This window comes from Micromonospora chaiyaphumensis (assembly GCF_900091435.1).
GTDB lineage: Bacteria > Actinomycetota > Actinomycetes > Mycobacteriales > Micromonosporaceae > Micromonospora > Micromonospora chaiyaphumensis.
In genome coordinates, this window is sequence record NZ_FMCS01000017.1 from 60,123 (window position 1) to 78,003 (window position 17,881).

Here is a 17,881-nt window from a genome sequence, read left to right on the forward strand (position 1 = left end):
CTCATTGCCAGGTGACGGTGATCGGGTGGTGCGGCCGGGGGAGGACGAAGTGTCCAGCCGAGGGATTCGCCTGGGCGGGCGCGTCGGGGATTTCGAAACGCACGGTCCGGGTGCGGTACTCGGCGTCCCAGACGCGGGTCTCGTCGGCGACCTGCTGGGCGAGGTCCTTGCCGGAGGGGCCGTGGCCGATGACGCCGACTTCGTACAGCTTGCCGCCGTCGCCGGTGGGTCGTGCTGGCCGGATGCTGAGGTATGCGAGGTCGGCGCCGCGGGTGGTCGCCATCGCGCCCCACGGAAACATGGGGGAGACGGCGTCGCGCTCGATGGCCTGGGGTGTGACGTTCATCCGCATGATGGCGTTGTCGAGACGGCAGGCGAGCCACAGGTCGAGCCACTCGTAGGGCACCATCGGTGGGAAGAGCACGCCGGTCCACATCTCGTGCCGCTCGCTCTCGAGTACACCGGCGAGTGCGGCCGCGTCGACGTCCTGGTCCTTGTGCACCTGCAGCGTCACGTCCTGCTCGCCGGTGAGGGTGACAAGGCGTCGGGCGTCGTCGCCGATGCCGCGCAGCGGCATGAAAACGGCCAGTTCACTGCCGACGTCGCGCCATCCACCCTCGTACCGTTCGAAGATGATCGAGCGGGACGCGGCGCCGCGCAGCCGCAGCGGCACGACTAGCCGGCCGTCCGGGGCCAGTTGCTCCAGCCACGCGGTGGGTGTCTCCCAAGCGCCGACGGTGGCGATGATCCGGTCGTAGGGTGCGTCGTCGGGGTGTCCGAGCGCGCCGTCGCCGCGGACGACCTGGACGTTGGCGACCCCGGCGGCGGCGAGGTGTTTGCGAGCCCCGTCGACGAGGTCATCGTCGAGGTCGATGGTGCTGACGCGTCCGGTTTCGCCGGCGATGGCGGCCAGGAGAGCGGCGTTGTAGCCGGTTCCGGCGCCGGCTTCCATGATGCGGTGGCCTGGTTGGGCGTCGAGCTGCTCGAGCATCATGGCCACGATCTGGGGCTGCGAGGCCGCGCTGATCGAGGTGCCGCAGCCGTCGGTCTTGGTGTAGACCGGTCTGTCGGCGTACGCCTGCTCCAGCGGCACGCCGGGCAGGAACAGATGCCGGGGAGTCGTCCGCATCGCGGCGTCGACCGTCGGTGTCCGGATGAAGTTTTCTGCCCGCAGCCGGTCGGTGAGCTCGGTACGCAGGTCGGCGGGTTCACGAAGCGCGGCCATCTGGTCGACGCTAGCGGCCGGCGGCGTGGGTTCTGTGGTGGACACGGTGCTCCTCCCTATGGGGTCGAAGACGTTTCTCACCGCCAGCGCGGCGAGGGCGGACTGGTCGCGTACGGACAGGCCCAGGCGGTTGGCGTGGAAGATGACGTGGTGGGCGATGACCGCCCGGGGGCCCCGTCGGAGGCGGCCGTGCCGTGCCAGGTCGGCGACGGCTTGACCGGCGGTTTCGAACGCGTCGAGCCATGCCCCGTAGCCCGCGAGCGGGCTGTCCGAGGCGGGATGGCTCGAACTCCGGATGTCCGCGGTCATGAGCCGGTTCATCGCTCGGTCGAGGTCCGCGGTGGCGCCGCTTTCGGCGGGCAGAGTAGGGGCGGGGCGTAGGTCTGCGACCTTGGCCCAGACGTCGCCCTGCTCGTACCAGTCCAGGCCGGCGCTACGCATCAGCACGCTGGACAGCAGGATGGCGAGTTCGCGTCTGCCGAGCGCGGCCGGCTCGGCTAAGCCGGGTCCAAGGAGCAGCTGTCGGCTGTCCTGGTGGAAGAGGTCGTGGGCGATGTGCATGCCGGCCGAGCCGCCGAAGGCCAGCGTCTCCGGCTCGTAGATGCTCGGGGTCCAGTTGACGATGCGGTCGTCGGCGGCGAGCGTCTCCAGCAGGTCCTCGACGACATGAGAGGTGGGGTCGTCGGCAATGTAGCGCCATCGCCACGACGGGTACTTGCGGACGTACCACCAGCCGTGCAGGACGCCGTCGTCCTGAGCGGCGGCCAGTGCTGGGGCGAGCACCGTGGTGGCGATGTGCTCAGCTGCGGTGGGGTTGGGGAACTCGACGGTGTACTGCCGCCAGTCACATGTCGACATCAGTTCGGACTCCTCCTCATGTCACGGGATAGGTGGGTCGGGCGGTGATCAGACAGGAGTCCCAGGAGCTGACCGGCGTCGATGCGGTGCTGCAGGTTATGGCGGCCAGGGCCACTCCGGCGGCGCCTTCGAGCATCCCGGGGCCCGGTGCGGCGGCGACCAGGGCCACAGCCGTCCGTCGAGGGCCGGCACCAGTGGGGTCGATCATGCTGATCAGGTCGGGAACTCGGGCGTCAAGGCGGGCGGCTATGCCAGGGGGAGCGTCGGCGGCGACGCGGTGGGCGATGTGGGCGAGGCCGGCGTACCCGTGGCACAGCGACGGATCCGTCGTTGACGCCAACTGGCCCGGGTCGGTCAAGGCGCGGGCGAGCGCGTCCCCGGCAGTTGCGCGACGGACCGGGTCACCGGTCGCGAGAGCAGCGAGCTGCTGCGCGTGCGCCAGGCCGGCGGTGCCGTAGCACCATGAGGGCCGTTGGGCTGCTGGCGTCGATGGGCGGTCTGCGCGTAGCTGCCCTCTGGTGATCCAGTACGGCCAGATTGGGCCGGTGCCGGTATCGCTGCGCCACCGGTCGAGCCAGGAGCAGACGGTTGCGATGGCCTGGAGTTGCCCCGGTATGACGACACCCCGCAGAGCGGCGAGCGCGAGGAGGGCCAGTGGGCCGGCGATGCCGTGTGCCAGTCCGTTGTTGCTGTGGCCGTCGGGGAAGCGGGCGTCGGTGCGTCCGTTGGGGCCGCTGCCGGTCCACCAGCCTGGTAACACCTCGCCGTCGCGGTGCAGGGGAGCGGTCAGGCGGACCAGATATTCGAGTACGGCGTGAAGTGCGTCGCCCGCGGATGGTCGGCGGAGCAGGTACGCCCCGATCCCGGCGAGCCCTCGGATGGCGTCGAACTCGGCGAGGGCCGGTAGCTCGCTGGCGTCGATGCGGGCGTGGGCGGCGGCCACGCGGCGCCGGGCATCGGCGGAGATCGCCCTGTCGAGGCCGTCGAGTGCGTGGGCGTAGACGCCGGGCTGGTGGGTGGCCGCGCAGGCGAGGACGTGTGCGAGTGCAGGTGCGCCGTGGAAGGGATGGCTGTCGGCACCCGCCGTAATCGGGCCGCCGGTAACGGCGGTCAGCCAATGATGGGCGCGCTGCCACGGTCTCAGCCCCGCCGCTGCCAGCTCGACGTGCAGCAGGGCGATCCCGGGCACGCCGAGGGCGAGCGACTGCCGCCACCAGGGCTGCTCGATCGGCAGGCTCGAATCGTCGGGATGGGCGAGCAGGTCGGCGACCGCGACGGCGAGTTCGTGGCTCTCGTATGCCGGGTTCATGGCCGGCTCCGGGCGAAGTAGGCCAAGGCGGCGGCTCGCGCGAGGTAGCGGCATTGGTCCTCGTCGTCGAAGTCGATACCGACAGCGCGGATGTAGTGGGCGTGCATGAGTGAGCCGAGGACGTCGTCGCTGTTGATGCCCTCGGCGTACGGTCCGGGTAGGTGGGTCCGGTAACCGGCGAGGGCGACGTCGCGGCTCTTCCAGGCGTCGACGATGGCGGTGCCGCCGGCTACGGCGCGCAGCGCGGCCCAATCGTCGCCGGGGTGGGCGAGGCGGACGGCTTCGCGGAACAGCGGCCGCTCCACCGGTTGCGGCGCCGCCCCGGGTATGCGGTCGACCATCCAGCGCATGCCGGCCTCGACGCTGCCGGTGTACGCGATGGCGATGGCGGCGATCTGCGCGGCGACGAGCGCCTGCCGGCTCGGGCGGACGGGTTGGCGCAGCTGTGTGAGGACGGCGTGGGAGTCGGCGATGAAGACCGCCTCGGCGGCCTGCATGGCGGGGCCGGCTCCCCACCGGCCGGTCTCCGGGTAGGAGGTGGCGTACCCGATCTCCCGCAGCAGCCCGCGGCGCCGCAGGTCATCGGCCCACGCGCTGACGCGTTCGGCGGCCGGCCCGAAGGCCGACGCGTCGGGTAGGGCGATGCGTAGCCGGAGGTGCTGGTCGGGGTCGCGGAACCGGAGGAACCACCAGTCGGGCGGGGAGTCCCAGGCGGCGAGCAGGCGAGGCAGGTGCTCGGCGAGGAGCAGGTCTTGTCGGCGGATGTCTCCGTACACCTTGGCGAGCATGATCCGGGAGGTGCCGGGGCTCAGCCCCTGGTCGCGTCCGATGACGCGGGCCGGGGTTGGTGTGGGTAGGGGCGGCCAGGGCGGCGGTTCGGTGGCGTGCAGCGTGACGATGACCTCGTGTGGGCGTCCGCCGCACCAGCCGAGGTCCTGCGGGGTGGGTGCCTCCACGAGGACTGCTCGCGGCGCGGTGAGCAGGTGGGTGCGTAGCAGGACGCGGTGTGCGGACTCATCAAGGTCCAGTGGCAGGCGGCGGTCGGCCTCGACGAGCTGCACCAGGCGCGGCAAGCGGCGGCGGGCTCGCCACTGGTTGAGGGCGTCGTCCCAGGCGTACCAGGGCTGCCGCCGGTCGGGCAGCTCGGCCGCTTCCAACCGCCAGGTTGCGGGGGCGAGGATCGCCCGCCCGTAGCGCATCCGGGGCAGGAACGGCAGCTTCGCCCGGGCGGCGGCGCCCCAGTCGAACGCGGTGACCTGGGCGCACTGGGCGCGTCCGAGTTCGATGAGGAACCGGGCCAGCGGCGGGGTGTGGGTACGCAGGTTGAGCGCGTGCATGCCGACCGCCTCGATGCGGTGGCCGCGGTCGGGTACGGCGAGGTACATGCGCCGGCCGTCGCAGCCCACCGCCAGGTCGTCGACCGTGAGCACGTATCGGTTCGGACGCCGGTGCTCGGCCAGGCTGATGACCGTCGGCAGGATCTGCTTGGTGCGGGTGACGTGGGTGGTCGCCGGGTCCAGCGGCGGGAACGACATCTGGGCGGGCACCGTGTCGCCGTCCGCGGCGGGCAGGTCGGTCAGGCCGGCGGCCAGCTTTCCCGCGTCGACCGCGCGCAGCACGGTGAGGAACCGACCGGTGAGTCCGCCGGCGCCCCGGGACACGGAGGTGACCTCGACGGTGAACCTGCCGCGCGTCAGGGACGCCTCATCGGCGGCGTGCACGCGGACGCTCGCCTCCAGGTGCGCAGGCAACCGCAGCCGTTGCGGCCCCAGCTCCAGCTGCGCGGTCAACGCCTCGTCGAGCAAAACCTCGCCCACACCGTCCACCGCAGCGCGCTGAGCGAGGGCGAGAAGCAGCTCGTCACGGCGGGACAGGGGTGAGCGCGGTTCCGCCGCAGACGCACCGGGGTAGCCGTCGGGGAAGCCGATGCCGCTGTCCGGGTCGAGGACGTCGCGCAGCGGCACCAGCGAGCCGATCCCGTACCGCTCGTAGAAGCGCTGGTGGTAGGCCCGCCACGCTGCGGTGCCGTAGGGATGCGCGCTCAGCCGGGTCAGCACCTGCGCCGCGCGTTCCACCTCCCGCGCCACCTGATCGGGCAGCGTCACCGAGGCGTCCAGCCGGAGATCCACCGCGAGCGGTTCCTGCGCGGACACGCCAAGGCCGCGCATCTGGGAGGCCACCTGGGCGCGGGCCGCGCGGCCTGCGGCACCTTGGGGGGCGCGGTCGCGTCCCAACCCAGCGTGGATATCGCGCAAGGCGCGGACCACCTCGGCGATCGGCGCGATGCCGCCAGCGCCGCCGTCGTCGAGCTGGACCAGCAGGTACGCCAGCGCGTCCGGTTCCGTGCTGGGCGCGTGCAGGCTGGTGATCAGAGCGCCACGGGTGATCAGCTCGGTGAGCATCGCCGTGACGGTCGCCGCTGCGGCGTGTGGGAACACCGCACGGATCTGCGCGGATAACGACTCCATCCGGATCGGGGCGCGGGCGGCGGCGATCGCGGCGCGAACCGGCGCCGTGAATCGCAGCGACACCTCCACGGCCGTCGTGCCCTGCGGCCGGACGTACGGCTGGTAGGGCAGAACGAGCCGCTCATCGCGCACCGTCATCGTGTTGTTCGCGACGACCGGAAGCCGGGCGACCAGCTCCGGGCACCGCTCCAAGTGGCCGATTACATCGGCGAGCCACGCCGCTCCCGCCCGGGACACGGCATGATGCGCGGTGCCCCACCTGGTCGGCGAGCGTGAGCCGAACACGGCGGGTGCCACTCCGGCGAGGAGACCGAACGGGGTCGGCCGGCCGCGCAGACGCTGCGTGTAGCGGGCAACGGCCTGGATCACCCGCCGGGTCTCCCGAACGGTGAGCGCGTCACCCGCGCACAGCCTGCCGACCTGCGCTGCCAGCACCGGACTGGCGTGGCTGACCCCGTCCACGATCGTCTCGATCGTCCACACCTGCCGCAGCCACTCCACCCAGCCGGGCACGAGGTCATCGCACGATTCCGTCAGATCTGGCAACGGCGGCAGGTCGATATCGGAGTGGGCGGCCGCGCGGACAAGCGCGGCATTGGTCGACCGGTAGGCCGGGAAGCCTGTGGAAGAGCGCACGCTGCACCTCGGTGAATGTCAGTGGGGATGCCGGCCAGCACGAAACGGGGGCGCCCCGTCGCGCTAGCCGGCATCTCCGGGAGGGGTTCGTCGGTCAGGCGACGTTGGTTGTGCAGGCGGTGCAGGTGCTGCCGCAGCCGTCGTCGGTCAGGTTGACCAGACCCGCCACGTCTGCCACCTCCAGCAGCCTGACGTCCAGATCGAACTCCTCGTTGTCCGCGGTGGTGCTCTGCTCCGTAGTACTGATGGCCATGTTTCCTCCGATCCGAGATATCCCGGGCCGCGGTGGCCCGAGGTGGTGCCGGGTGGCCGCTTACCGGTGACGCGTCACCCCTACCGCCCGCTTGCCGGCGGAGCATGAGGGCCGGAGGCGTGTCCGGCTCAGAGCTGCCCACCGGCGCTCGCCGTGTGGCCGCGTACGAGGCCCGGGCACCTGTGCTGCCGCAACGCATCCAAAGGGCTGTAGCGCGGCCGGCTGCCGTACGGAGCCTCACCGAGTGCGCTTCACACGATCACTCATGGCGAATGGGAGGAGGAATACCTACCTGCGGTCCGACCTTGCTGTCACCCCGTGTCATTCCCCGGCATGAATGCATGACGGGTGTCTGATCTAGGCAGCCGGTGACATAGTCGGCAGGGATGGCATGTGGGCTGAGGGGAGAGACGGTGCCTCGGCATCCGGACGCGATGATCAGGCCGAACACTGTGCTCAGCGAGGCGCGACGACGCTTGCCCTCGCCCGTGCGCCCCGGTCAGCGAATGTCCCGCAGCGAGCTAGCCGATGCGGTCAACGTGGCGCTCGATCGAATTTACGCAGGCCGTGACGTCACTGCCCACTACGTGGACTTTCGGTGGGTTGGCAAGCTGGAGCGTGGCGAGCATCGGTGGCCGAGCGAGGCGCGCCGGGCGGCGTTGCGCTACGTACTCGGTGCCGAAATCGATGCGGATCTCGACCTCTACAGCCCTCGGCGTACGGATGGAAAGTACGTCGCCGATGAGGCGGCCGAGCCCCAACCAGGCAGCTGGGACGAGACCGTTCACTTGCTGCGCGAACAGTGGCATCTCTTGGTCCAGAACGACAAGATGTTCGGCCCCGAGTACGCCCTGACGGGTGTCGCCAGGCAACTAGAGGTGATTCGCGGCCTCCTCCGCGAGGCACCCCAAGAGCTGAGACCCTCAATCCTCCGCCTCGCCGCCCAGTACGCCGAATCCGCGGCCTGGCTGAACCAGTCCCTCAACGACCACTCCGCCGGCCACCACTGGACACAACAAGCACTCGCCTGGGCAGCACAGATTGGTGACTCGACCATGACCGCCTGGGCCACCTACCGCAGCAGCCAGCAGTGTTTGATGAGCGGATACCCCGCCAAGGCCGTCGAGCAGGCCGAAGCGGCGTTGCTCTACGACCGAAGGCTCACCGGACCGATGCGGTCGGCGCTGCGTGTCCAGCAGGCACACGCTCTCGCCGCGATGGGCAAGCACCACGCGGCGATGCGCCTCCTAGATGAGGCGCACCGCTGGGCAGCGGACCGCCACCCAGGAAAGGCAGAAGGCGAGCACGGCACCTACTGCACCAGCGGCTACATCGAGGTACACCGCGGAACGTGCCTCCGGCTGGCGCAGCGACCCCAAGAGGCGCTCACCGTCCTGGAAGACGCCCTGCCCAAGATCCCACCGCGGCATCGCCAGGACTTCGCTTCCGCCTTGCTGAACAAAGCCGCCGCCTACGCGGCGGCGAGCCAACCCGACCTGGCCGCGGCGACAGCACACCAAGCACTGCCGATCGCGCGGCGGGCAGGGTCACGACGTATCCTTCACCAACTCACGCAGCTGGGCGCTGCGGTAAGCGGACACCAGCAACTGTCGGACGTTCGCGCCTTCCTCGACGATCTCAAGGAGGCCCCCTGATGGCATCCGACACCGAATTGGCCGCGATGCGACATGCAATCACGCTGTCATCGTTCGGACTGGGCACCACCAGCCCGAACCCGCCCGTCGGCTGCGTCATCCTCGATCGTCACGGCGTACCTGTCGGAGCCGGTTACCACCGGCGAAAGGGAGAACCACACGCCGAGGTGAACGCTTTGAACGCAGCTGGCGCCGCAGCGCGAGGAGGCACCGCCGTCGTCACACTCGAACCCTGCAATCACATCGGCGTCACCCCAGCCTGCCGCCAAGAACTCATCAACGCCGGCATCGTCCGCGTGGTCATCAGCATCATTGACCCCACATCCCGAGGCGACGGAGGTGCTGCTGTGCTCACGGCCCACGGCATCGACGTCGAAACCAACGTGATTCCCGACGAGACACTCACCGTTCTCGGCCCCTGGCTCGCAGCCACCCGTCGGCGTCGTCCCCACCTGACCTGGGCCTATGGCCTCGGCGACAGGGGCAACCATGAGGTCGACGAGCGACTGACTGCTGACCTGCGCACCAGTGCAGACCTCGTACTCGACGGCAAGGCAATCGAGGAGGGTGTGCCGGGCGGCCATGCCCCTGAACACTTCACACTGCCCGACGACTCGACCAGCGGCATCCGACAGCGGCTGTCAGCCTGCTACGCGGCAGGCTCGCGAACCATCCTGGTCGTAGGAGCTCACCATTCAGGCGCATTCCGCGACAACCTCGACTGCGTCGACGAGATCGTGGTCGCGGTGGAGAGAACCCCAGCATCAGGCGGACTCGCCGTAATCACCGCGGACGTCACGCCCGCAGGCTTCGAGGTGGCCGATATTTCCCCCGATATAGCCGGCGCCCGTGTCCACCTTCGCCGCCTCACTTAGGCCGCTCCACCACGAGCCACCGAATACGTCTTGTACCAGGCGAAGCGTCAGCCAGGACGGGTTGGCGCTCACCCGGCGAGGTGGCGAGGTGTTCACTTTCAAGGTCGGGTCGCCGACTTGTTGGTGGCCTAACCTCGCAGATTCTGGTCCCACCAGCAGGTTGCCTAGCCGTCGGCGGCGGTGATGATTGGCTCACCCCGTCGGCTCCTACTCGGGCGTATTCGCGAGTTGCGCCCCCTACTCAACCCGGGGACCTGCTGTTCGTGCTGGCGGGCCCGACAGCACGACTCGAGCCGGTTTCCAGCAACCTCGCGCACTGTCATGAGCCCATGGGCGAGGCATCGGGCTGAGTAATTGCGAAGGTCCTGCTCTCCGCGCGGAGAATCACCGTTCCGTCGGTTCAGCTGTCATCGTCGCGGGTCAGGCGATATTCGGACCACAGGTCAGACACTAGGTCGGGCCGTAGGTCGGAATTCCCGCCCGGCTCGACCGTAGGGGATTCTGATCGGCATGAATCGCTGCATTGTCCCTCCATGCGGTTAGCGCCTTGCCACCGAGCAAACCGCCGACGCTGGCAGTTGCTTCAACTGCACGGCCAGCAGCAAGCCACGTCCGTAAACGCCGTGACCGAGGAAGGCCAGCAGTGGTGATCCCCACACCCCCTGGCGCAGAAGATGACCGACCGGTAGTGCGCCTGTACCTGGAGTCCACACCTGCGAGACACCGGCGGGCGCGGGGGAGTGGCCCGGAGGGGCCGGTGCTGCTGGCTGACGAGTTTTTCCTGATCGCGCACGACGACCAGACCGGCCGGCCCCGTCTGCACCAGAGCGCGATCACTCATGGGCTGGCGGCGGCGCTGCTCGGCGAGTTGGCCGCCGCCGGTCGGATCTCGTTCGACCGGGGGCACATCTACGTGCTGGACCAGCGGCCGCCGGCCGACGCGCTGCAACATCTCATCCTGGATCGGCTTGTCGGCGAACCTCAGCACACCGCGACCCGCACGTGGCTGTCGTACCTTGCCGCGACTGCCCACGATGAGGTCGCGCGACGGTTGTGGCAGGCCGGCAAGGTCGAACCGCAGCAGCAGCGCAAGTTCCTGCGCACGGTCACGGTGCACGTTCCGACGGACATGAACGTCGCCGCCTGGTCGTGGGCCCGCCTGTCAACGAAGCTGCGCCAGTACGAGGAACTCGACGCGTTCGACCTCGCCTTGGCCGGCATCGCCACGTCCTGCCGCCTCGACCAGTTCATCCTCGACGGCGCACCCTACGCGGCCGGCGCGCACCTGCGGCGCCTGCTGGCAGCCGCCCCGCAGCCGATGCGTGAACTCCTCGCCGACCTGGACACCGCGATCGGTCACACCGTTCTAAGCCACCGCACCTGAGCGCAGCTGCGGTACACCACCCAACCGTTCACCCTTCAACCCCCAGAGAGGGGCAGCTTCCCCATGCCCAGACATCACCCTGACACCGTGTCCGCGGTCCTCGCGCGCGGCCGGCTCGGCATCCCCGCCGTGGTGTTCTTCGTCGTGGCGGCCGCCGCGCCGCTGACAGCCGTCGCCGGCGGCGCGACCACCGGCTACGCCGTCACCGGCGTACTCGGCATCCCACTCGCCTACCTGGTGGTCGCCGCGGTGCTGGCCCTGTTCGCCGTCGGCTACGTGGCCATGTCCCGCCGGATCGTCAACGCCGGAGCGTTCTACACCTACGTCACCCGAGGCCTCGGCAGACCCGCCGGCGTCGCCGCCGCGATCGTCGCCCTGCTCGCTTACAACAGCATGCAGATCGGCCTGTACGGCGTCTTCGGCGCGGTCCTGTCCGGGCTCCTCAACGACCGGTTCGGGACGAACACCACCAGGTGGCTGTGCGCCGTCATCGCCTGCGCGGTCATCGCCGTACTCGGCCTGCTCCGCATCGACCTCAACGGCAGAGTCCTCGCCGTATTACTGGTCGCCGAGTGCGTTATCGCCCTGGTCTATGACGCGGTGATGGTCGCCCGACCCGTCAACGATCTCGGCGTCAGCTTCGACACCCTCGCCCCAGGCAACCTGATCGGGCCTGGCATCGGCGCCGCCCTCGTCACGGGCATCGCCGGGTTCGTCGGCTTCGAAGGCACCACGGTGTTCGCCGAGGAGACCAAGGACCCCCAACGGACAGTGCCCCGCGCCACCTACATCGCCGTGGCGGTTACCGGCCTGCTGTACGGGGTGTCGGCGTGGTCGATGTCGGTGGCCACCGGGCCCGACCAGATCGTCGCAGCCGCGCAGACCGAGGGCACCGACCTCATCTTCAACCTCGTGTCCCCGCACCTCACCTCTCCGCTGGTGACCCTCGGCCGGTGGCTGTTCATCACCTCCCTGTTCGCCGCCCTGCTGTCCTTCCACCACACGGTCGCCCGGTACGCGTTCGCGCTCGGCCGCGAACAGGTCCTCCCCAGCGCCCTCGGCCGAACCAGCCGCCGCACGGGCGCGCCGAAGGCCGGCTCCATCGTCCAGACCGCCCTCGCCCTGGTGGTGCTGACCGGGTATGTGCTGGCCGACGCCGACCCGATCGTGCACCTGTTCTTCTGGCTCACCTCCCTCGGCGCGCTCGGCGTGCTCATCCTGATGACGGCCACCTCGGTCGCCGTGCTCAGCTACTTCACCCGGATCGCCCACCGCGACGGCATGTGGCGCACCGCCGTCGCGCCGTTCCTGTCCGCCCTGGCCCTCGGCGCGATCCTCGTCGTCACCGTCGAACAGTTCGACGCCCTGCTCGGGGTCGAGCCGACCTCCCCGCTGCGGTGGATGTTCCCCGCCAGCTACGCCCTCGCCGCGGCGATCGGACTGGCGTGGGCCTTCACGCTGCGCGCCGCCCGACCCGACGTCTACCAGACGATCGGCCTCGGCGCCGACAGCGCGACAGCGCCCCTCCGCGCCCCCGATCCCGTCCGCCAGCCCGTCTGAGGAGCCGCACCATGGTCACCATCCGCACCGATCTCACCGTCCGGGAGGCCACCGCCGACGACGTACCGGCGCTGCTGCCCATGCTCGCGGAGGCGTTCTCGACCGGGACGGTCGCCGAGTGGGCGGTCCCGGAGCCCGCCGACCGGCTCGAGGTGTTCACCGGCTACTTCCGGTACATGCTCGCCCTCGGCCTGCGCCACGGCAGAGTCGACACCACCCACGACCTGTCCGGGGCGGCGATCTGGTACCGGCGCGACGAGACACCCCCACCTCACCCCGACCACCTCTACGGGCTGGAGGAAGCCACCGGCCGCTACACGCCGAAGTTCCTGCTGCTCGACGCGATGTTCGAAGCCCGCCACCCCCGTCTACCGCACGCCTACCTCGCCTACGTCGCCGTCGCCCCGGCCGTGCAAAGCCGGGGCGTCGGGTCGGCCCTGCTCACCCACGCGCACGAGGCGCTGGACGCCGAGAACCTACCGGCGTACCTGGAGGCCAGCAACCCCCGCAACCGGGACCTGTACGCCCGCCACGGCTACGAGTCCGGGCCGCCGATGCAGCCCACATCGTCCGGGCCACCCTTCTGGCCAATGTGGCGCGGCCAGCTCAACGGCGGCGTACGCGCGTCGTTCCCGCCGCCCAATCCGTACTACCGCCGGCTGCGGTGAACACCGCCATGACCGGGCCGGCCGGCCGGCCAAGCGGCTCGCGCGGCGGCCGGAGGCCGCCGTTGAGGACATGCCGGAAAGCCCTCCGGCGTCAGGCGACCCTGAGGCGACCCTGAGTCGTAGCGACCTGAGTACCGCCGTTCTCCCAAGAGGCTTGCCCTGTCCGCTACATGGCAGACCCCGTGGGGTGAGTCCTCGAGAGGAACAGTCGGGGGTCCTCCGTAGGATCGGCGCCGTGAGCGACCCGGACAAGTCCCAGCTCACCGAGGCGGAGATCCGCACTCGGTACATCACGCCTGCCCTGACCACCGCCGGGTGGCCGACGGACTCCTTCCGCGAGGAGTTTTACTACTTTTCGGCCGGTCGAATACAGGTCGTGGGCAAGAAGGGCGTACGCAAGAAGCCCAAGAAGGTCGACTACCTGCTGGAGTGGAAGCCTAACCTTCCGATCGCTGTGGTCGAGGCGAAGGACAACAACCACGAGCCTGGTGACGGCATGGGTCAAGCCCTTGAGTACGCCGAGCAGCTCGATGTCCCTTCGGTCTTCACCAGTAACGGCGACTCCTTCGTGTGGCATGACCGAACAGGGCTGCGATCACCGGTTGAAGAGGAGATTCAGCTCGACCAGTTCCCCTCGCGCGCAGTCCTCTGGGACTTGTATAAGCAGTGGAAGGGCATCTCCGACGAGGAGGTCCCGGTCATCTCAACCGACTTCTACGACGACGGGTCTGGCCGGCGTCCGCGCTACTACCAGCGCATCGCTGTCAACCGGACCATGGAAGCCATCGCCGCCGGTCAACGTCGGCTCTTACTGATTATGGCAACGGGCACCGGCAAGACCTACACCGCAGCACAGGTCATCTGGCGTTTCATGCAAGCCTTCAAGACGATCAACCCCACCAAGGGGCAAGCAAGGGTCCTCTTCCTGGCCGACCGCAACATCTTGATCGACCAAACGATGATGAATGACTTCTCCATGTTCAAGGGACGCATGGCGAAGTTGAGCAGCTCTCACAGGACCATCACCAAGGTCATGAGTGCCGACGAATCGGGGGAGTACACCAAGGCGGTCGACAAGAGCTTCGAGGTGTACATGTCGCTGTACCAGGCGGTGACAGGCACCGAAGAGGTTGACAACGTCTACAAGCAGTTCTCGCCCGACTTCTTCGACCTGGTGATTGTCGACGAGTGCCATCGCGGCAGTGCTGGCGAGAACAGCGCCTGGCGCAGGATCCTGGAGTACTTCGGCTCGGCCGTCCAGCTGGGGATGACTGCCACGCCGCGGGAGACTAAGGAAGTCAGCAATATCGAGTACTTCGGTGAGCCGCTGTACACGTACTCGCTGAAGCAGGGCATCGACGACGGATTCCTGGCGCCGTACAAAGTCATCCGGGTCGCCACGAACGTTGATACCTTTGGTTGGCGTCCAGCGGAGGGGCAGCAGGACGATAAGGGCCAGCTGATCCCTGACAAGCAGTACACCGAGGCTGACATCGGAAATGAGTTGATCCTGCCCGAGCTGGACAAGGCCGTTGCGCAGCGAATCACGGATTATTTGCGGGATACCGACCGATTCGCCAAGACGATCGTGTTCTGCGACGACGTCCCTCACGCCAACCGAATGCGCCGCGCCTTGGTCAATCTGAACGAAGACGAGGTCCGCAATGACTCTCGCTACGTTATGCGCATCACCGGCGACGACCAGGCAGGTAAGCAGGAGGTCGACAACTTCATCGACCCTGAGAGTCCGTACCCAGTCATCGCGACCACGTCGAAGCTCCTGGCAACGGGTGTCGATGCTCAGACCTGCAAACTTATCGTTATGAATAGCCGGGTCGAGTCGTTGACCGACTTCAAGCAGATGATCGGCCGCGGAACGCGCGTGCGGGAGGACTACGGCAAGTGGTTCTTTGTCATCCTCGACTTTAAGAACGTCACTCGTCACTTCGCAGATCCAACCTTCGACGGCGAGCCGGTCAAGGTCTACGAGATGCCCCTAGACGGCGACATGGGTGACGCAGTCAACAACCTCGACGACGTGGACGAGCGCGGTGACGAAGATGAGGAGGACGGTTCGGACGAGTGGATCGAGCGCCCCGGAGGGCGTAAGCCTCGCCGGAAGCGTTACGTGGTCAGCGGAATCCCAGTCTCGATCATCGACGAGCAGGTTCAGATGGTTGGCGCCGACGGCAAACTGCTGGCAGCCAAGCTGAAGGATTTTGTCCACGCTAAGCTGCTGGAGCAGTATCCAACTCGCGAAGCGTTCACCGAGGCGTGGACTGCCGCCGCCAAACCAAGCGACTTTCTGGACCAGCTGGCGAACTCAGGGATCCCGGTTGAGGATCTGGCTGACCAGATTGCCCCGGAAATGGATCCCTACGACGTCGCGTTGAACGTCGGCTACGGGAAGACAGCGCTCACCCGCCAGCAACGGGCCGAGCATGTCAAAGCGTCCGGATACCTCGCCAGGTACCAGGGCCAGATGCGTATGGTGGTTGACGGTTTAATTGCCAAATACGTCGAAGGAGGCGCCCGGCCCCTCGATGACGTCAGGATCCTACTCGTCGAGCCCTTCAGCTCGATCGGGCGTCCCCTTGAGACCATCGGACTATTCGGCAGTCGAGCCAGCTACTTCACGGCCGTACGCGAGCTTCAGCAGACGCTGTACCAGGAGGAATTGTGATCTCGTCCACTCTTATCAAGTCTATCCAGGACGTGATGCGTCAGGATCAAGGCGTGGACGGCGACGCTCAACGCTTGAGCCAGCTTGTGTGGATGATCTTCTTGAAGATCCTCGATGACACCGAGCGAGAGCTTGAGCTGCTGGACGAGAGTTACTTGCCAGCAATTCCGTTGCGATACCAGTGGCGATCCTGGGCTGCGGACCCAGAGGGCCTGACCGGCGACAGTTTGAATGACTTCGTCAACAACGATCTGTTCCCGGGACTGCGACAGTTGCCATCGTCGGACAACCCTCGTACTTTGATCGTTCGTGAAGCTTTCGAAGACTCGTACAACTACATGAAGAGCGGTACGCTGCTGAGGCAGGTGATCAACAAGATCAATGGTATTGACTTCAATGCGCAAACTGACCGCCATCAGTTCAATGACTTGTACGAGAAGCTTCTAAAGGACCTGCAAGGCGCTGGAAACTCCGGTGAGTACTACACGCCGAGGGCGTTGACCGAGTTTATTGTCGAGATGATTGATCCGACCTTGGAGGAAGTCGTTCTCGATCCCGCATGCGGAACTGGAGGGTTCCTCGTAAACGCCATTAATAGCAAGCGTCGACACGTTAAGTCGCCAGAAGACGAATTCACCTTGCAGGCGTCCATTAAAGGTATCGAGAAGAAGCAGCTGCCTCATCTTCTCTGCCTCGCCAACATGATCCTGCATGGTATCAACTCGCCCACCACTGTTCGGCGGGCAAACACGCTCACTCGTCCGCTTCGAGACTATGGCCCAACTGACCGCGTGGATGTAATCGTCACCAATCCGCCTTTTGGTGGGACCGAAGAACCCGGGGTAGAGCAAAATTTTCCTCGCGGGCTTCGCACGCGGGAGACGGCTGATCTTTTCCTTGTGTTGATCATGCGGCTCCTGAAGCCTGGTGGCCGTGCAGGCATTGTACTGCCTGATGGAAGTTTGTTCGGGGAAGGTGTTAAGACTCGCATCAAGCAGCAACTTCTCGACGAGTGCAACCTTCACACAATAGTTCGTATCCCTAACAGCGCCTTCGCTCCGTATACAACAATCGCTACCAACCTGCTGTTCTTCGACAAAGGTGAGCCGACAAAGGAGATCTGGTATTTCGAGCACCCTCTCCCGAAGGGAATGAAGGCTTACAGCAAGAGCAGGCCAATCCTTGCGTCCGAGTTTCAGGTTGAGCGCGACTGGTGGGCTAATCGATCTGAAGGCCCTAACGCGTGGCGCGTCTCGATTGATGAAATCAAAGCGCGCAACTACAATCTAGACGTGCGCAATCCCAGCGGTGCCGAGGGCTCTAGGGTGGACCCAAAGGTCGCTCTCACCCAGTATCGGAGCCATAGAGCGGCATTCCTGATCACTCTCAACGAGGTGCAGGACCTTCTCAGGGAAGGACTGAAGGATGAATAGAGACCAGCTGAGGAGTTACATCGAAAATCTTGAGCCATTTCTGGAAACTCCAGGCGCGTTTGAACATCTGCGCCAAACATTCGTCGAGCTTGCCGTCGCCGGCAAGCTAACAATCTCCTCGGGTGCCCAAAATTCCGGCTTCGACCTTCTGAAGCTCATCCTTGCGCAACGCCAGGCGTTGGATCTAAAAAGCACCATGGGTCCGGTGGACGCGGGGCACCCGATGTTCGCTGACCTTCCGAGTCGATGGACTTTGGCCTATCTGGGTGACTTGCTAAGCCACTGCAGAAATGGTTGTTCTGCAAGTCCAAATACTAATGGGGACGGCTATCCCTTACTGCGCATTAGCGCGGGCACTTCTCGCAAAGATGGCTACGTCGACCTAAATGACATTAAATATGTTGTCGTTGGCTCGGAGCAAGCAGAGCCCTTCATGATTCAGCCGGGTGATCTGCTCGCTTGCCGGTTTAGTGGCAGCCTGGGCTTAGTCGGACGTGTTGCACAGGTGCCGGACGAAGTCCCAAGACCTACTTTGCATCCTGACAAGCTGATTTTGATGAGGGCAATCTCGGTGCGTCACGACTACCTCCGCGTCGCCATGGGTTCCTCAGCGGTGAGACGACAGATTGAAGCCGTAGCGGCAACAACCGCTGGAAACATTGGCATCAACGGTCGGCAGATCAAAGCCCTGGTGGTGCCATTGCCGCCGCTTGAAGAGCAAGAGCAGATTGCGGGGAAGGTGCGCAGCGCGGTTTCTTTGGTGAATCGAATGCAGGCTGAGCGAACAAATGCGCAAGCCAGCCTTAGTCAGGCGTTTGTCGATCTTGTAACTGCGTAATTGCCCAGGTTCAAACTGCAACCTGATGGTCTTGGC

General features: G+C 66.6%; 12 protein-coding genes. 8 read left to right on the forward strand and 4 right to left on the reverse strand.

Annotated elements, in window-relative coordinates; all coding sequences use genetic code 11:
• Position 1: 1 nt before the first annotated feature.
• The 4 genes from fxlM to GA0070214_RS30700 form a co-directional block, all read right to left on the reverse strand.
• Positions 2-2,083 (reverse strand): methyltransferase, FxLD system, encoded by a 2,082-nt coding sequence (gene fxlM / locus GA0070214_RS30685; RefSeq protein ID WP_091270022.1) that lies wholly within the window; start codon positions 2,081-2,083, stop codon positions 2-4.
• A gap of 16 nt (positions 2,084-2,099) precedes the next feature.
• On the reverse strand, positions 2,100-3,392 hold the full coding sequence (locus GA0070214_RS30690; protein ID WP_091270049.1) for a lanthionine synthetase C family protein: 1,293 nt from the start codon (positions 3,390-3,392) through the stop codon (positions 2,100-2,102).
• Positions 3,389-6,373, reverse strand: coding sequence for a lantibiotic dehydratase (locus GA0070214_RS30695; protein ID WP_208602962.1), 2,985 nt, complete (start codon positions 6,371-6,373; stop codon positions 3,389-3,391). Before GA0070214_RS30695 ends, GA0070214_RS30690 begins: the two co-directional genes overlap by 4 nt.
• Positions 6,374-6,590: 217 nt before the next feature.
• On the reverse strand, positions 6,591-6,749 hold the full coding sequence (locus GA0070214_RS30700) for an FxLD family lanthipeptide (protein ID WP_091270023.1): 159 nt from the start codon (positions 6,747-6,749) through the stop codon (positions 6,591-6,593).
• A gap of 506 nt (positions 6,750-7,255) precedes the next feature.
• On the opposite strand from GA0070214_RS30700, the gene GA0070214_RS30705 reads away from it, so the two are divergent.
• The 8 genes from GA0070214_RS30705 to GA0070214_RS31635 all read left to right on the forward strand — a co-directional run bounded on the left by GA0070214_RS30705 (position 7,256) and on the right by GA0070214_RS31635 (position 17,845).
• Positions 7,256-8,404, forward strand: a complete 1,149-nt coding sequence (locus GA0070214_RS30705; RefSeq protein WP_091270024.1) for an NsdA family TPR-like regulatory protein — start codon at positions 7,256-7,258, stop codon at positions 8,402-8,404.
• Positions 8,404-9,279, forward strand: a complete 876-nt coding sequence (locus GA0070214_RS30710; RefSeq protein WP_091270025.1) for a bifunctional diaminohydroxyphosphoribosylaminopyrimidine deaminase/5-amino-6-(5-phosphoribosylamino)uracil reductase RibD — start codon at positions 8,404-8,406, stop codon at positions 9,277-9,279. The genes GA0070214_RS30705 and GA0070214_RS30710 overlap by 1 nt, the downstream gene beginning before the upstream one ends.
• A gap of 757 nt (positions 9,280-10,036) precedes the next feature.
• Entirely contained in the window at positions 10,037-10,663 is a 627-nt protein-coding gene (locus GA0070214_RS30715; protein WP_167364365.1) for a GOLPH3/VPS74 family protein, read from the forward strand.
• Positions 10,664-10,726: 63 nt separating this feature from the next.
• Positions 10,727-12,223, forward strand: a complete 1,497-nt coding sequence (locus GA0070214_RS30720; protein WP_091270027.1) for an APC family permease — start codon at positions 10,727-10,729, stop codon at positions 12,221-12,223.
• Between the two features lie 11 nt (positions 12,224-12,234).
• On the forward strand, positions 12,235-12,891 hold the full coding sequence (locus GA0070214_RS30725; protein ID WP_091270028.1) for a GNAT family N-acetyltransferase: 657 nt from the start codon (positions 12,235-12,237) through the stop codon (positions 12,889-12,891).
• A 235-nt stretch (positions 12,892-13,126) separates the two neighbouring features.
• Positions 13,127-15,574 (forward strand): EcoAI/FtnUII family type I restriction enzme subunit R, encoded by a 2,448-nt coding sequence (gene hsdR, locus GA0070214_RS30730; RefSeq protein ID WP_091270029.1) that lies wholly within the window; start codon positions 13,127-13,129, stop codon positions 15,572-15,574.
• Complete coding sequence (locus tag GA0070214_RS30735; RefSeq protein ID WP_208602963.1) at positions 15,571-17,007, forward strand: N-6 DNA methylase; 1,437 nt, start codon at positions 15,571-15,573, stop codon at positions 17,005-17,007. Before hsdR ends, GA0070214_RS30735 begins: the two co-directional genes overlap by 4 nt.
• On the forward strand, positions 17,000-17,845 hold the full coding sequence (locus GA0070214_RS31635) for a restriction endonuclease subunit S (RefSeq protein WP_139141945.1): 846 nt from the start codon (positions 17,000-17,002) through the stop codon (positions 17,843-17,845). Before GA0070214_RS30735 ends, GA0070214_RS31635 begins: the two co-directional genes overlap by 8 nt.
• Positions 17,846-17,881: the final 36 nt, after the last annotated feature.

Excerpts from the sequence above, each read along its gene's own strand:
- fxlM (WP_091270022.1), bottom strand. The coding sequence starts at position 2,083 with ATGTCGACATGTGACTGGCGGCAGTACACCGTCGAGTTCCCCAACCCC.
- GA0070214_RS30690 (WP_091270049.1), bottom strand. The coding sequence starts at position 3,392 with ATGAACCCGGCATACGAGAGCCACGAACTCGCCGTCGCGGTCGCCGAC.
- GA0070214_RS30700 (WP_091270023.1), bottom strand. The coding sequence starts at position 6,749 with ATGGCCATCAGTACTACGGAGCAGAGCACCACCGCGGACAACGAGGAG.
- GA0070214_RS30705 (WP_091270024.1), top strand. The coding sequence starts at position 7,256 with ATGTCCCGCAGCGAGCTAGCCGATGCGGTCAACGTGGCGCTCGATCGA.
- GA0070214_RS30710 (WP_091270025.1), top strand. The coding sequence starts at position 8,404 with ATGGCATCCGACACCGAATTGGCCGCGATGCGACATGCAATCACGCTG.
- GA0070214_RS30720 (WP_091270027.1), top strand. The coding sequence starts at position 10,727 with ATGCCCAGACATCACCCTGACACCGTGTCCGCGGTCCTCGCGCGCGGC.
- GA0070214_RS30725 (WP_091270028.1), top strand. The coding sequence starts at position 12,235 with ATGGTCACCATCCGCACCGATCTCACCGTCCGGGAGGCCACCGCCGAC.
- GA0070214_RS31635 (WP_139141945.1), top strand. The coding sequence starts at position 17,000 with ATGAATAGAGACCAGCTGAGGAGTTACATCGAAAATCTTGAGCCATTT.